We start from the raw sequence: 13,406 nt of genomic DNA on the forward strand, positions 1-13,406 counted from the left end.
CTGAGTGTTCACGGTGGGATGCGCGACACCGCGCTGGCCGTGCCCAGGCCCGCGAGCAGGCACAGCCCGTCCTCGGCGGAGCTGCCGGGAGCTGCGGACAGTACGAGCAGCTCCATGCCTGATTCGTCCGGGAGTGCGAAGTTCTCCTGGTGCAGCTCCAGCAGTCCGACCAGCGGGTGACGGTACGCCTTGCGCCCATGCGTGCGGGCGCGCACGTCCGCACGGGCCCACAGGCGGCGGAAACGCTCGCTGCCCATCGCCAGCTCGCCGATGAGCGAGGCCAGACGGGGATCCTCGGGGAATTTGCCGGCGGCCAGGCGCAGGTGCCCGACCACGTCGAGGGTGCAGTTCTCCCAGTCCGCGTACAGGCCGCGCTCGGCCTCCTCAAGGAAGATGTGCCGGGCGGTGTTCAGGCCCGGCATCGGCCGCCCGTAGAGGAGGTGGGCGAGGCGGTTCCCGGCGAGCACGTCCAGGCGGTGATTCATGATCAGCGCGGGTGCGTCGGCGACCAGTTCGAGAATGCGCAGCAGCTCCGGCCGGACCCGCCCGCCCGGCGCATTCGCGCGGCGGCGGCGCTGCCGGGCGAGCCGGTAGAGATGCCCGCGCTCGGTCTCGTCGAGAGCGAGGACCCGGGCGAGCGCGTCGAGGACCTGCTCGGAAGGCTGGGTCGCGCGGCCCTGCTCCAGGCGCACGTAGTAGTCGACGCTGACTCCGGACAGATGCGCGACCTCTTCGCGACGCAGCCCCTTGACCCGGCGGCGGCTGTCGGCGGGGATGCCGACGGCTGCCGGGTCTACCCGGGAACGCCGGGTCCGCAGGAAGCCCGCAAGATCGTCCATGCCCCCAGTATGGCCTCGATGGTGGCCGTGAAGGTGGTCCTGCCGTTACCAGGAAGTCCCGTCCGACGGAAGAGGAGCCCCTGAACGCCGGGCGCGGCGGCGCCCAGGATCGAAGGCACCCGATCCGAAGGAGTTCCCATGAAGACGCTGATCGTCTACGCCCATCCGGAGCCGAAGTCGCTCAACAGCTCGCTGAAGGACCTCGCGGTGTCCACGCTGCAGAGCGCCGGGCACGAGGTACGGGTGAGCGATCTGTACGCGATGAACTGGAAGGCGGTCGTGGACGCCGCGGACTACGGCCCGAACGCCTCAAGTCCTCTGAAGGTCGCGGCGGACTCGGGCCGGGCCTTCGATGCAGGGACGCTCACCGAGGACGTCCTGGCCGAGCAGGAGAAGCTGCTGTGGGCCGACACGATCATCTTCCAGTTCCCGCTGTGGTGGTACACCATGCCCGCGATCCTCAAAGGCTGGGTGGACCGCGTGTTCACCTACCACTTCGCGTACGGCGTCGGCGAGCACAGCGACACCAAGTACGGCGAGCGCTTCGGTGAAGGCACCCTCGCGGGCAGGAGGGCTCTGCTGTCGGTGACCGCCGGCGGCCCGGAGTCGCATTACGCCGCTCGCGGGATCAACGGTCCCATCGACGATCTGCTGTTCCCGATCCACCACGGCATCCTCTACTACCCGGGCATCGAGGTGCTGCCGCCGTTCGTGCTGTACGGCACCGACCGGATGACCGACGAGGACTACTCGGACATCGCCAAAGCCTGGGAACAGCGCCTGCTCGCCCTGGAGTCGACGGAGCCGATCCCGTTCCGGCGGCAGAACTTCGGCGACTACGAGATCCCCTCGCTGCACCTGAAGGAGGGACTGGAGTCCGCGGGCCGCACGGGTTTCGGGCTGCACCTGCGCGGCTGACCGCCGGCGATGAACAGGAGAAGCTCAGGCAGCGAACCCGGGGAGCAGCCATGAGGGCCGCGGCGGTGCACTGAGGTACACCGACTGGCGATCGCCGCACATGTGTCCGGCCGAGCCAACGCCATGACAAGCGCGGAACGGCTGGCTCTGCCCCATCAGGCAGCCCAGCAGAGGTTCGCGGTGTCCCATCCGATCGCCTGCGTATTGCGCGGCTGACCCGGGCAGCCCCCACAGCCCGCCGCGATCACGCTCGACGAAGCCGTGACGGACGCCGTCGAGAGCGAGTTGCCTCTGCCGCAACAGCTCCTGGCCCGCGAGATCATCCAGGATTGCGGTCCTGCCTGACCCGGCCGGCAGTTCTACGCGGGATGGGCGCCCCACTGAGTGGTGTGCATCGTGACGTTGCAGGTCACGGACCTGGTGGGCGCGCGGGGTCCGGGATGCTCGGGCTGGTCAGTGGCGGATGACCTCGGTGAAGATCGTCGGTCGCCGGGCGGAGTGAGGACTCACTCATTGACGGAGTGAGTCCTCACTCCGTACCCTCGCAGTCATGACAGCACCTAAGGAGAACCAGACCCCCCGCCGCCGCGCCCCCGCCATGTCGCCGGAGCAGCGCCGCGCAATGATCATCCAGACCGCGATCCCGCTGATCGCCGAGTACGGCGCCGCGGTGACGACCGCGAAGATCGCCCGCGCCGCGGGCATCGGCGAGGGCACGATCTTCCGGGTCTTCGCCGACAAGGACGAGCTGCTGCAGGCCTGCGTGGCCGAGGCGCTCTCCCCCGAGCACGCGGTCCGCGAGCTCGACGCGATCGACGTGTCCCAGCCGCTGCCCGACCGGCTCGCGGAGGCGGCCGAGGCGCTGCAGGCGCACCTGTCCAGGATGGGCGCGATCGCCGGCTCGCTGGGGCATCGCGGCGGCAAGCACCCCGGCACCGTGCGCGGCGCGGGCCGCGACGAGTCGACGACCCGTATCCGCGCGGCCCTCGCGGAGCTGCTGGAGCCCGACAAGGCCGCCCTGCGCCGGCCGCCGGAGCAGATCGCGGCGCTCTTCTTCGGGCTGCTCTTCACCCAGCCGCGTACGGAGGACGAGCCCGACCTGACCCCGCAGGAGCTGGTGGAGGTCTTCCTGCACGGGGCACTCTCGGGGGGCGCCAAGTGAGCGCGTGGAGAAGGCGCCTGGGGGTTACGGCCCTGGCCGTCCTGGCCCCCGTCCTGGTATGGCTGGTCGCGGACCCACTACTGGGTCACCGGCTGCGGATCGCCGACGGCGAGCAGACGCTCGACATCGGCGCCGTGCCCGTGGCGGTCGTCGCAACTCTCGCGTCGCTCTCCGGCTGGGGACTGCTGGCCGCCCTGGAGCGGTTCGGGACGCGGCGCGCCCGCGCCATCTGGACCGGGGTGGCCGGTGCCGTACTGGCCGTGTCCTTCCTGCCGTTCATCGGCGACGGCATGGACGGCGGCACCCGGGTCTCCCTCGCTCTGATGCACCTGGCCGTGGCGGCGGTACTGATCCCGGGGCTGGGCGGCAGGTCCCCCGGGGCGGGAGCCGGTGCCGCAAGGGGGTGACCGCCGGCACCAAGTGCGCCGCGAACAGCGCCAGATGGAGGCAGCCCTGCTAGAGCGTCGCGCGGCCGGGGATGACCGTCACAGCGCCCACCACGATCGAGAGGAAGAGCGATACCTGGTGGGTGGGGCCGAGGCCCAGCAAGAGCGGACCCTCGTGCCAGATCGCTGCGATGGCCACCGCCCGGGACGGTCAGACCGATGCTGGCGATGTCGGAGCCGTAAGCGACGTCGGGGGAGGTCTGGGGTGCGGTCGGAGACCCACTCTCGCGGGGGCGTCATAGCCTTCGACATGCTTGGCGGCCGTGCGCCCCATCCACGACGAGAGCAGGGCTCTGGTCGAGGGGCTGATCGCCGAGATCGCCCCCCTGACTACTCCGGGTTGCACTGGGCGAGGACCGTGCCCGGATAGCTGACCCGGGCGATGAGTAGTCGGAGGGCTGGGCCCGCATCCAGTTGGTGGGCGTGATCTGCAGCGTCCACTTGGAGACGGCGTGCACCCAGACCCACCTGGCGCCCTGGATCAGGCTGTCGTATTCGATGCGGCAGTCGGTGGGCATCGCCCGGCCGGCGGCGTTCCTGGCCCACAGCGTCTCGATCCCGCCCACCGGCGTGCCGCAGGCGTCCAGCACAGCGATGCTGCTGTACGTACGCTCGAACATGACCGGCGCCTCCCGTAATTGTGGCGCTCCTGCCACGCACAGTGACGGTGGCGGCAACCCGCGCCGACTTACGAGCGAGGCGCTGGACCGTGCGTCCATGCCCGCCGCGCCGTCGTGAACCAGGCGACGCCGGCACGCGCCAGGCGGTCGCGCACCCGCTCCCACTCCAGCGGACCCGCGCCCTTCTCGCCGTAGCGCGCGTCGTGCTCCGCCACCGGATCCGTCACTGGAGCAGCCATACCGACCGACCTGGTGATGAGTTTTCGCGCCCGCACCCGTCACACCTACGACGGGACACGACGAGGCGGAAGGATGACGTGATGAGTGCGGACACGCGGCTGGAGGAGCTGGGCGTGAGCGGTCTGGGCGAGGTCGACGAGCCGGCGTTCTCGGGGCTGGCGGAGCGGCACCGGCGGGAGCTGCACGTGCACTGCTACCGGATGCTCGGGTCGTTCGAGGACGCCGAGGACACCGTGCAGGAGACGTTCCTCCGAGCCTGGCGGCGGCGGGAGACCTTCGAGGGGCGGTCGACATTCCGGGCCTGGCTGTACGGGATCGCCACCAACGCCTGCCTGGACCTGCTCGCCAAGTGCCGCCCGGAGCCTGCGACCGGCGGCGAGGTGCTGTGGCTGCAGCCCTACCCGGACCGGCTGCTCGACGAGCTGCCCGCGGGTGACGCGGACGAGCCGGAGACCGTCGCCGTCGCGCGGGAGACGATCGAGCTGGCATACCTGGTCGCAGTCCAGCACCTCGCGCCGCGCCCGCGGGCCGTGCTGATCCTGCGGGACGCGCTCGGCTGGCCGGCCAAGGACGTCGCGAAGCTCCTCGGGGACTCCGTCAACTCCGTGAACAGCGCGCTGCAGCGGGCCCGCGCCGGCATGCGGGAGCACCTGCCCGCCGAGCGGCAGGACTGGACCGGCGGCGAGGAGGACGCCAGGACGCGCGAGCTGGTGCGCCGCTTCACCGACGCCAGCGTGGCCACGGACATCCCGGCGCTCGCGGCGATGCTGCGGGACGACGTCCGCTGCTCGATGCCGCCCACGCCGGGCCTGTACGTCGGCCGCGACACGGTCGTGAACAGCTGGGTCGAGGATGGCTTCGAGGGCATGAAGGGCCTGCGCGGCGTCCCCACCTCGGTGAACCGGCAGCCCGCCGTCGCCTTCTACCTCTGGCGGAAGCAGGAGGACGCGTACCTGCCGCTGACGATCGACGTCCTGCGCGTCACCGGCGGTGCGATCACCGAGATCGTCACGTTCCACGACGACCAGTTCCCGCGGCTGGGGCTGCCGGAGCGCCTGCCGGCGGACGGCACGGAGTAGGTCCCGGTGTGGACGCTCACGCGGCGAGGGCGCGCATCGTCACCCCCATGGGCCAGGACCTTTACATGCCGGTCAACACAGCCCGTACGCCAGTTACCGAATGAGGGAGGAACGACATGAACAGGATGAATGACACCGGGGTTGTCGCAGGCCAGGCATCGGGCCGGACCAGCCACACCCACCCACTTCGCGGGCTCGCCGGCACCGGTTTCATTGCCACGCTCGCAGCGATGGTGGCCACCACTCTCGCCGCTGCGCTTGCCCAGGCCGTTGGCGTCGACTTCGAGGTCCCCGATGGGGGCGAGACGATCCCGTTGTCAGGGTTCGCCGTGGTGACCGGCTTCTTCTCGGTCGTGGGCATCGTCATTGCCGTCGCTCTTCTTCGGTGGAGCGCTCGCCCCGCCGAGCGATTCGTGAGGACGGCAGTGTCGCTCACCGCGATCTCGTTGGTTCCGCCCCTCCTCTCCGGGGCGAACACCGCCACCACCACCGCCCTCCTCGGGCTGCACCTCGTCCCTGCGACGGTGATGATCCCCACCCTGGCGCGGAGCCTCCGCACCCGGACCGATAGGTGACTGAAGGCCACCTGGCCGAGGCGGTGGAAGAGGCTGGCTTTTCCTCTGGACGCTGGGCCTGGCTGGGTCAGGGTTTTCCGGCGCCTGGTGCGGGGGCTGGGAACGCCACGACCCGTCCGCTGGGTTGCCGCGGCTCGGGTCCGTTCCAGGTCTGGCCGACGACGAAGAGGCGGGGGTTGTCGCCGCGGCTGAGTGCGCAGGCGAAGGCGCCGCGGTCCAGATCGAGGGTGGCGAGTACCTCACCGCCTTCGCGGACGCGGACGCAGCGCTGGTTGCCGACGTCGGCGTACCAGGCCGCGCCTTCGACATCCATGCAAATGCCGTCCGGGTGGTCGTCGGGTGTCTGCGCCCACACACGGCGGTTGCCGAGGCGGCCGTGGCTGTCGATGCCGTAGGCGGTGAGCCGGTTCGCATACGACTCGGCAACGATCAGCGTGGCGCCATCCGGGCTGATCGCCATGCCGTTGGGGAACGCGAGGTCGTCGGCAACTTGATGGACGTTGCCGTCCGGCGTGACGAGCACGATCAAGCCCGGCGCGAACTCACCGCCGGGAAAGGGGAAACCGATGGTGTTGACATAGGCGTTGCCCCGGTCGTCGACCACGATGTCGTTCCACGGCTTCTCCGAGACCTTGGAAAGGTCGGCATGCTGGACGAGTGATCCGTCGGGTTCATGACGCAGCAGCCGTCGTTGTGCCGAATCCACGACGAGCAGTCGCCCGTCGGGGAGGAAGTCGATGCACATCGGGAACGACGGAACGGTTACTACCACCTCATGGTGGCCGTCGGCGTCAAGTGCGATTACCTGGTGCGCGCCCCAGTCGGAGAACCAGAGTTGCTCGTTGTGCCAGCGGGGTGACTCGCCGAACACGATGCCTTCCATCAGTACTTCGGGTGTGCTCATTACTTCGGGTGCGCTCATGTGCTTCTCTCCTCGCTTGGTAGAGGGATAGACCTGCCCGGGCACGGGAACTCATCGCGGTCTGCACCGTGATTCGGAGCCAGGCTGTTGCGTCTCAGGCCGCGAGATGCAGCAGGGAGGCGGCCCCAGGGTGGGCGGTCTTGCCACGGGTGGGGCGTTGTCGCTGCCGAGGCCGCGCCAGCGCAAGGTCCGCGTTGAGTTGTTCGCGTGCCTGGCGGCAGCTTGTTAGCACCTGGTCTTGTGCGTACCGCGGTCGGCGCCTGCTCACGGCCCAGCCGGCGACAGTGGCCCAGGCCGGCCCGGCGGCGATCAGTCCGGCGAAGGCTGCCTGGGTGCGTGCGGGGAGGGGCTGCGGCTCGGTCGCCCACATCAGGGCGATGAGCAGCGCTGCGCACCCTCCCGCAAGACCCACGGCCACGTACCGCATCCGGGAACGCAGTGAGACTTCCGCCGCCAGCGCGCTCTCCAGCTCGGCGGGCACGCCTCGGTGCGCTCCGTAGTCCTGCTCAGTCATGTCTCGTAGCCCTTTCGGTGAGGACGTCGCGCAGAATGCGACGCGCGCGGTGCAGCCTGCTCCCGCAGATGGCCGGCCACCGTGCGCCGGGCGATGGTGAACAACCAGGGAGCGTCGGTCCGGCTCTCGCAGCCGTGGCAGCCCGCGCATAACGGAACCCACACATCCTGCGCAAGATCGTCCGCGACATGCGGTGAGCCGAGCATGCACCGCAGATAACGCCACAGAGGCAGCTTGGAGCGATCGTCCTTGCTCACTGCACCTCCCTGTCCCGCGTCCCACCTCACCGGAACAGTCGGCATCAGCTTCAGAAAGGTTCACAGCCTCGGAGTCATCCGGAACATGACCGCCTTTGGCGGGCAACTTCTTCGGACTCGGACTTCGCACGGGATGGCGTACGCCGAGTGGTGCTCACGTACGGGTGGGTAGGCCCTTGGCGTGGTCAGCGGAGCCCGTACGGGCCCGTCCTGAGCCGGGCGGTGGCCATCCGGGTGGCTCCTGCGACAGCCCTGGTTGCCGTCGCGCGGTTACCCGATCAGACCCGTCTGGCCTCTTACGCGGATTCCGCCAGCGCGGAACGGGATTTGTCAGCGTCGCGGCCGACTTACGGGATCGGCGCCGGCTCGCCGCCACTGTGCGGGGCTCATTCCGTGCACCTTGCCGAAGGTGCGGGCGAAGTAGCCGGCGTCCGGGAAGCCCACTTGCCTGCCTATCTCGCTGATCGGCAGTTGGGTCGCGGCCAGCAGGCGCCGGGCTTGCACCATCCGCCGCTCGGTGATCCACTCCTGCACGGTACGTCCGGTCCGTCGGCGTACCGTCGAGGTGAGGTGGCCCGGGGAAACGCTGACCGCGGCGGCCACGTCGCGCAGTGACAGAGGCTGTGGGTAGCGCTGCTCGATGACCTCGAACACCTCGGCGAGCAATGGTTCCCGGTTCTCGCGCAGGTCGCCCACGACATCGGCGGCGAGCCGGGACACTCCGACCAGCAGCAGCGTCAGATGGGCCGACACGGCCTCCCGGTAGCCGTCCCGGCGTTGCGCCAATTCGCCGTGCAGGGCCTGGATCCGGGCGGCCCACTCGGGCCGGTCCGGTTCGGGCACCCGCAACCGCAGGGCGCCGATCGCGCCGCCGCGCACGAACGGGAACAGAAGTGGGTGCGTGCGCCAGGCCAGGTGGGCTCCGGGGACGTCCGGGCCGAGCGCGTCGGCGGTGAAGAACACGCCCCAGCCGTGGGCGTGGGCCAGGTCGGTGGCGTGGATGTGGCCCATCACGTCGCCGGGCGCGATCACGAACAGGTCGCCGGCCTCGATCGGCCAGGCCCGCCGGCCAGTGCGCAGCAGCCCGCCGGTGGTCTGGAAGTACGCCAGGCCGGGGAAGTCGTGTGCGTGCTCCTCGAAGGTGCCGGTGCTCTCCCAGCCGTGCTCCAGTCGCCAGGTCGCCACGGGCAGCTCTCCGGGTGCCGGCAGCATCGAGTAGGTCGCCGGCCGGTCCCGGCTGGGCGCCTTACGCACGGTCTTCACCGTCGAATCGTCCCACTGGAGCCGTAAATCGGTACAGGCCCGCAGCTCCAGGCGCGGTCAGAATGAATCCATGGCCGAAAAAACTTCTCAGCCGCTCACCGAGCGGGAGTACATCCCGGGTTTGGGCAAGCACTTCCTGACGCCGCTCTACGACGTGGTGCACCACGTGTTCGGGCTGCGCCCGATTCACCAGGAGATGATCAGGCTGGCCGGGTTGCGGGACGGGCACCGGGTGCTGGACGTCGGCTGCGGCACCGGGAACCTGCTGCGGGCGACCGGTCAGCGATACCGGAACGTGGACCTCGTCGGCCTGGACCCTGACCCCAAGGCGCTGGCCCGCGCCGGTCGCAAGGCCCGGCGGGTCGGCCTCACCGTGCGGCTGGACCGCGGGTTCGCCCAGGAACTGCCTTATGGCGACGGTTCGTTCGACCGGGTCTTCTCCAGCTTGATGCTGCACCACCTGGACAGTACGTCGAAGGACGCGCTGCTTGCCGAAGTGCGCCGGGTGCTGCGGCCCGAGGGGCTGCTGGTCCTGGCCGACGCGGTGTTCGACGAGCACGGGCATGACCACTGGCACGGCCGAGGGCACCGGCAGGCCGGGATGCGCGGTCGGGTGGGCGAACAGTTGCGCGACAATGTCGGTGACGCCGTGTCGCAGCGGATCGCCGCAGCCGGCTTCACTGTGGAGCCGACCCGCACCATGGCCCTGCGGATTGGTGGAAAAGTCGGCATCGAACTGGCCCGCCCGACCGGGCCGGGCCAGAAATAGTCCCGGGTCAGACGGCTTGGCGCCGAGCATGGCCAACACGGTTGACAGGGGACAAAGCCACCGCGGCGATTCACGGCCCCCTCACCGTGGCTTCCGCACCCCTGACACACCACCGGGGCAGGAAAGCGCCGGTGGACGGTGGGCCGGCTCGGTCCGATCACCGAGAGAGGCGCTCAACAAGAGCCGCCATGCCCAGCGCGCAGCATGGCCGTACTCCTCGTTTCCGCGCCGGTGTGGGAGGCTCTCGGTAGTCCTCTGCCTGGCGCGTTATGGATGTTCGCGTGCCGGACTCATTGGACGGTGCTCACGGTTCGCCCCGGCCAGGATGCGGCAGATGTCGGAGTCGGTGCAGTCGGACGGGTCCGTCGCGGCGGCGCGCTCGGCGAGGCCGCGCAGGGCGGCGCGGGTCGTGCGCAGTTCGTCCAGACGGCGCTCGATGTCGGCGAGGTGCTGGTCGATGAGTGCCGTGACGTGGGCGCAGGGGGCGGCTCCGGCGTCGCGCAGGGCGAGGACGGAGCGGATCTCGGCGAGGGTGAGCCCGGCGCCCTGGGCGACGCGGATGAACGCCAGACGCTGTGCCGTCCGCTCCGGGTAGTCGCGGTAGCCGCCCGGGGTGCGGGGCGGCTCCGGCACGAGTCCGGCGTGCTCGTAGAAGCGGATGGTCTTGGTGGTCAGCCCGCTGACGGCGGCGAGGTCACCGATGCGCATGCCTCCAGGCTAGCCCTTGACCTTCCAGTCCACTGGAAGGTCTACGTTCCTCGGAAGAGAAGCAGGAGATGAGACAGGAGGGCGTGTCATGGAACAGCGCGCGGGTGTGAGGATCTCGGTCCTGGCGGTGCCCGGCTGCCCGAACGCTCCGCTCGTATGTGAGCGGATCGCGGCCGTGCTCGCGGGGCGCGCCGTGCCGGTGGAGGTGGTTGAGGTGCCCGACGAGACCGCAGCCGCGCGGTGGGACATGAAGGGTTCCCCCACCGTTCTGCTCAACGGTGCCGATCCGTTCGCCGTCCCGGGCGCCCGGCCCAGCATCTCGTGCCGCCTGTACCGCAATGTCGACGGTACGAGCGAAGGCGCCCCGAGTGTCACGGACCTGCGCCGGGCCCTGGCGGCTGCCGGTCTGTCTGAGGTGGCTGGTTAGAGCTGAGGCGGTTCGGACCGGGGCGGTGGCACGCTGCGGCGGATCCTCCGGAGGGGTGGGACGAGTAGCTTTTGTCCTAGGTGGTCTCTGCTTCGCCGGCATTCCGCCCGGAGGTCGTCATGGACGTCTTGGTACTTATCGGCCGCATCCTCTTCGCGGCACTCTTCCTCGCCTCGGCCGCCGGCCACCTCACCAGGACCAGGGCGATGGCCGGGTACGCGGCATCCAGAGGAGTCCCTCTCGCCGTGCCCGCCACGATCGGCAGCGGCTTGCTCATTCTCGTCGGCGGATTGAGCGTCTTGCTCGGCATCTGGGCTGACCTGGGCGCGCTGTTGCTGGTCGTCTTCCTGGTGCCCGCCGCGGTGTTGATGCACAGGTTCTGGAGGGAGCGCGACCCACAGGCCAGGCAAGGGGAGTTGGTCCACTTCCAGAAGGACCTGGCTTTGGCCGGCGCGTCCTTGATGTTGCTCGCGCTCATCGCACATGCCGGCACCGACCTGGGCCTGACGATCACGGGCCCTCTCTTTGACCTGCGCTGAGGCCACGACCGCACCGGCCGCGTGGGTCGGTGTCCCGCCCCCTGGGGCGGCCCTCTCCGGCGACGTCGTCACCAACGGACGTCGCCTACTGGGACCCTGGCCAGGCGATCTTGACGTTGCAGCCCTTGACGTCAAGCGAGTGGAGGGTGCTCCGGTGGCGGAGTCGGATCAGTCGGCTTCGGACGGTCCTGGCGGCGGGTGAGGTGGCGGAGCGCGACGACGACCTGCAGGGCGGCGGCCGGCCGCAGCAGCGTGGGGCGGGGCCCGCTTGGGCATGGTGCCGCGGCGCAGCGCGAGTGCGGTGACGGTGACGACGGGAAGCGCCCAGGCGGCGACGGCGGCCGTCCGCAGGGTGCGGCTGGGTTCGTGGCGCAGGGTGAGCCACGTCCAGTAGGCGGCGTCGGCGAAGGTGTCGGCGTAGTCGCCGAAGGGGGATGCGGTGTCCTGGTGGCGGGCCAGACGGCCGTCGGCGAGGTCGAGGGCGATGGCCAGCGGTCCGGACCAGGGTTTGCCTCGGCCGGGGAGACCGAGTCGTTCCAGCTCCTGGAGCACGGGCGGAGGACGCGGCTGGAGTACACCGGTGAGCTGGGCACGGACCTGTGGGCGCTCGGGCAGTGGTGGGGCAACGCGGTAGCCCCGCGGTGGGAGGCGACCGTCGCGGCCTCGCTGTCAGCGGTCAATCAGGAGGCAGAGCGCCGCGCGGCGCTCAGCTGACGAGGTCGCCCGCCCAGGGCGCCCTCCACGCCGCGGTGGAACGTGGGACAGGCGTAGATCATGTGCCGGAGCCGGTCGACCGGGACTTCGGTCTGGACGGCGACGGCGAGCCCGTAGAGGACCTCGCCGCCGGACGGGCCTGTGGGGGTGGCACCGACCAGGACGCCCCGCTCGGCGTCCTCGACGAGCTTGATCAGCCCTTCGTTGCCGACCTTGTGCATCCAGCCGTGTGCCGAGGAGGGCACCCGCGAGGCGCTTGTCCGCAGCCGGTGCCCCTGCTCCCTGGCCGCTTGCTGGGTCAGCCCCGCGGAGCCGACTTCCGGGGCGGTGAAGGTGATCCGTGGCAGGGGCACGGTGGTCGGCCTGTGGACCGGGCTCTCGCAGAATGTCCCGCACGGCGACCTCGGCCCGGTACATCGCGGCATGGGTGAACAGACCGCGCCCGGTGACGTCGCCGACGCCCCACACGCTGTCCGTGGCTCGCATCCGGCCATCCATGTCGAGGACGCGGGCGTCGGGGTCGAGGCCGACGCTTTCTGATCTGCGGTGCCCCGGGGACCGGAGCACCGCGTACCCGGGGCTTGCGGGGATCTCCCGGATGCGGAGCCATCGGAGGTGCGGACGACTGCGGTGGATCGGCCGGCGCCGACGCACCCCAGGCCCAGGAGTGAAACGTCACTGGCCCGAGGGTGTATCACGGTCCCCGACCCCGAACGGCTCAAGGGACACGGCAGGCTGACGTCACCAAACCGTAAGACCCCGCCCGGCTGCCCGCTCGAGCCTCCACAGCTACCTTCGCCACCAGTACCGACAACCCCAGGAGTCCTCCTTGCGCCCCCGCACCCTCCTCCCGGCCACCCTGACCGCCGCTCTCCTCACCGCCACCGGATGCGGCTCAGGCGGAGGCTCCGCCTCCGTCGGCGACGCGGGAGCCTCCCCATCGCAGGCGTCATCCCCAGTCCAGCCGTCCCCGACCGGGGACGGCAGCGGCAGCGAGGCGGAGGACACGAGCGTCCCTGAGACGCTGAACTTCACCGCCACCACGGTGGACGGCAGACCGTTCGACGCGAAAACCCTCGCGGGCAAGCCCACCGTGCTGTGGTTCTGGGCGCCGTGGTGCCCCACGTGCAAGGGCCAGGCCGCCGAGACCGCCAAGGTGGCCGCCGACTACCAGGGCAAGGCGAACGTCGTCGGCGTCGCGGGCCTGGACAAGAACGCCGCCATGCGCGACTTCGTCTCCGACACCGGCACCGACTCCTTCCCCACCTGTCCGACGAGAAGGGAGAGGTGTGGAAGAGGTTCGAGATCATCCAGCAGAGCAACTACGTGATCCTCGACCGGACCGGAAAGACCGTCTACGAGGGCGTGCTCCCCGGCGGCAAGGGGCTGGCCGAGAAGCTCGCCACGCTCACCG

At 70.2% G+C, this 13,406-nt stretch carries 18 protein-coding genes; 10 read left to right on the forward strand and 8 right to left on the reverse strand.

Annotated features, from left to right (window positions below; genetic code table 11):
• Window positions 1-8: 8 nt before the first annotated feature.
• Window positions 9-839, reverse strand: coding sequence for a helix-turn-helix transcriptional regulator (locus tag H4N64_RS30165; protein ID WP_186285601.1), 831 nt, complete (start codon window positions 837-839; stop codon window positions 9-11).
• 138 nt (window positions 840-977) lie between these two features.
• Here H4N64_RS30165 and H4N64_RS30170 point away from each other — a divergent pair, with 138 nt between their 5' ends.
• The 6 genes from H4N64_RS30170 (at window position 978) to H4N64_RS30195 (ending at window position 5,879) form a co-directional block, all read left to right on the forward strand.
• On the forward strand, window positions 978-1,757 hold the full coding sequence (locus H4N64_RS30170) for an NAD(P)H-dependent oxidoreductase (RefSeq protein WP_186285602.1): 780 nt from the start codon (window positions 978-980) through the stop codon (window positions 1,755-1,757).
• Window positions 1,758-2,307: 550 nt separating this feature from the next.
• Window positions 2,308-2,919 carry a TetR/AcrR family transcriptional regulator gene (locus tag H4N64_RS30175; RefSeq protein ID WP_186285603.1) on the forward strand — a complete coding sequence of 204 codons (612 nt, stop codon included), beginning with the start codon at window positions 2,308-2,310 and terminating at the stop codon, window positions 2,917-2,919.
• A complete protein-coding gene (locus H4N64_RS30180; RefSeq protein ID WP_186285604.1) occupies window positions 2,916-3,326 on the forward strand; it encodes a DUF6069 family protein in 411 nt (136 codons plus the stop codon). The genes H4N64_RS30175 and H4N64_RS30180 overlap by 4 nt, the downstream gene beginning before the upstream one ends.
• A gap of 462 nt (window positions 3,327-3,788) precedes the next feature.
• Window positions 3,789-4,103, forward strand: coding sequence for a hypothetical protein (locus H4N64_RS30185; RefSeq protein WP_186285605.1), 315 nt, complete (start codon window positions 3,789-3,791; stop codon window positions 4,101-4,103).
• 202 nt (window positions 4,104-4,305) lie between these two features.
• Entirely contained in the window at window positions 4,306-5,304 is a 999-nt protein-coding gene (locus H4N64_RS30190) for an RNA polymerase subunit sigma-70 (protein ID WP_186285606.1), read from the forward strand.
• A gap of 125 nt (window positions 5,305-5,429) precedes the next feature.
• Window positions 5,430-5,879: a DUF6069 family protein gene (locus H4N64_RS30195; RefSeq protein ID WP_222109566.1), complete on the forward strand. Its 450-nt coding sequence runs from the start codon at window positions 5,430-5,432 to the stop codon at window positions 5,877-5,879.
• A gap of 67 nt (window positions 5,880-5,946) precedes the next feature.
• Here the strand turns inward: H4N64_RS30195 and H4N64_RS30200 are convergent, their stop codons facing one another.
• The 4 genes from H4N64_RS30200 to H4N64_RS30215 all read right to left on the reverse strand — a co-directional run bounded on the left by H4N64_RS30200 (window position 5,947) and on the right by H4N64_RS30215 (window position 8,835).
• Window positions 5,947-6,846 carry an SMP-30/gluconolactonase/LRE family protein gene (locus H4N64_RS30200; RefSeq protein WP_336246829.1) on the reverse strand — a complete coding sequence of 300 codons (900 nt, stop codon included), beginning with the start codon at window positions 6,844-6,846 and terminating at the stop codon, window positions 5,947-5,949.
• 49 nt (window positions 6,847-6,895) lie between these two features.
• The gene (locus H4N64_RS30205; RefSeq protein WP_222109567.1) at window positions 6,896-7,315 is read right to left on the reverse strand and encodes a hypothetical protein; all 420 of its coding nucleotides are present in this window, start codon (window positions 7,313-7,315) and stop codon (window positions 6,896-6,898) included.
• Window positions 7,312-7,572: a sigma-70 family RNA polymerase sigma factor gene (locus H4N64_RS30210; RefSeq protein ID WP_186285608.1), complete on the reverse strand. Its 261-nt coding sequence runs from the start codon at window positions 7,570-7,572 to the stop codon at window positions 7,312-7,314. Before H4N64_RS30210 ends, H4N64_RS30205 begins: the two co-directional genes overlap by 4 nt.
• 330 nt (window positions 7,573-7,902) lie before the next feature.
• Window positions 7,903-8,835, reverse strand: coding sequence for a helix-turn-helix domain-containing protein (locus H4N64_RS30215; protein WP_222109568.1), 933 nt, complete (start codon window positions 8,833-8,835; stop codon window positions 7,903-7,905).
• Window positions 8,836-8,956: 121 nt separating this feature from the next.
• Here H4N64_RS30215 and H4N64_RS30220 point away from each other — a divergent pair, with 121 nt between their 5' ends.
• On the forward strand, window positions 8,957-9,604 hold the full coding sequence (locus H4N64_RS30220) for a class I SAM-dependent methyltransferase (protein ID WP_186285609.1): 648 nt from the start codon (window positions 8,957-8,959) through the stop codon (window positions 9,602-9,604).
• Between the two features lie 267 nt (window positions 9,605-9,871).
• Here the strand turns inward: H4N64_RS30220 and H4N64_RS30225 are convergent, their stop codons facing one another.
• Window positions 9,872-10,312, reverse strand: a complete 441-nt coding sequence (locus H4N64_RS30225) for a heavy metal-responsive transcriptional regulator (RefSeq protein WP_186285610.1) — start codon at window positions 10,310-10,312, stop codon at window positions 9,872-9,874.
• An 88-nt stretch (window positions 10,313-10,400) separates the two neighbouring features.
• Here H4N64_RS30225 and H4N64_RS30230 point away from each other — a divergent pair, with 88 nt between their 5' ends.
• Together H4N64_RS30230 and H4N64_RS30235 are read left to right on the forward strand one after the other, a co-directional pair.
• Window positions 10,401-10,739: a hypothetical protein gene (locus tag H4N64_RS30230; protein ID WP_222109569.1), complete on the forward strand. Its 339-nt coding sequence runs from the start codon at window positions 10,401-10,403 to the stop codon at window positions 10,737-10,739.
• A 119-nt stretch (window positions 10,740-10,858) separates the two neighbouring features.
• The gene (locus tag H4N64_RS30235) at window positions 10,859-11,278 is read left to right on the forward strand and encodes a DoxX family protein (protein ID WP_186285611.1); all 420 of its coding nucleotides are present in this window, start codon (window positions 10,859-10,861) and stop codon (window positions 11,276-11,278) included.
• Window positions 11,279-11,446: 168 nt separating this feature from the next.
• Here H4N64_RS30235 and H4N64_RS30240 read toward each other — a convergent pair whose 3' ends face one another.
• On the reverse strand, window positions 11,447-11,830 hold the full coding sequence (locus tag H4N64_RS30240; protein ID WP_260860057.1) for a CDP-alcohol phosphatidyltransferase family protein: 384 nt from the start codon (window positions 11,828-11,830) through the stop codon (window positions 11,447-11,449).
• A 128-nt stretch (window positions 11,831-11,958) separates the two neighbouring features.
• Window positions 11,959-12,345: a hypothetical protein gene (locus H4N64_RS30245; RefSeq protein WP_336246830.1), complete on the reverse strand. Its 387-nt coding sequence runs from the start codon at window positions 12,343-12,345 to the stop codon at window positions 11,959-11,961.
• A 476-nt stretch (window positions 12,346-12,821) separates the two neighbouring features.
• Here H4N64_RS30245 and H4N64_RS30250 point away from each other — a divergent pair, with 476 nt between their 5' ends.
• On the forward strand, window positions 12,822-13,322 hold the full coding sequence (locus tag H4N64_RS30250) for a redoxin domain-containing protein (protein ID WP_260860058.1): 501 nt from the start codon (window positions 12,822-12,824) through the stop codon (window positions 13,320-13,322).
• The last annotated feature ends 84 nt before the right edge of the window (window positions 13,323-13,406 follow it).

The sequence above is a fragment of the Streptomyces cupreus genome (assembly GCF_014257025.1).
GTDB classification, from domain to species: domain Bacteria; phylum Actinomycetota; class Actinomycetes; order Streptomycetales; family Streptomycetaceae; genus Streptomyces; species Streptomyces cupreus.

Coding starts and splice junctions, on each gene's coding strand:
- H4N64_RS30195 (WP_222109566.1), top strand. CDS start 5,430: ATGAATGACACCGGGGTTGTCGCAGGCCAGGCATCGGGCCGGACCAGC.
- H4N64_RS30165 (WP_186285601.1), bottom strand. CDS start 839: ATGGACGATCTTGCGGGCTTCCTGCGGACCCGGCGTTCCCGGGTAGAC.
- H4N64_RS30235 (WP_186285611.1), top strand. CDS start 10,859: ATGGACGTCTTGGTACTTATCGGCCGCATCCTCTTCGCGGCACTCTTC.
- H4N64_RS30170 (WP_186285602.1), top strand. CDS start 978: ATGAAGACGCTGATCGTCTACGCCCATCCGGAGCCGAAGTCGCTCAAC.
- H4N64_RS30230 (WP_222109569.1), top strand. CDS start 10,401: ATGGAACAGCGCGCGGGTGTGAGGATCTCGGTCCTGGCGGTGCCCGGC.
- H4N64_RS30190 (WP_186285606.1), top strand. CDS start 4,306: ATGAGTGCGGACACGCGGCTGGAGGAGCTGGGCGTGAGCGGTCTGGGC.
- H4N64_RS30205 (WP_222109567.1), bottom strand. CDS start 7,315: ATGACTGAGCAGGACTACGGAGCGCACCGAGGCGTGCCCGCCGAGCTG.
- H4N64_RS30175 (WP_186285603.1), top strand. CDS start 2,308: ATGACAGCACCTAAGGAGAACCAGACCCCCCGCCGCCGCGCCCCCGCC.
- H4N64_RS30225 (WP_186285610.1), bottom strand. CDS start 10,312: ATGCGCATCGGTGACCTCGCCGCCGTCAGCGGGCTGACCACCAAGACC.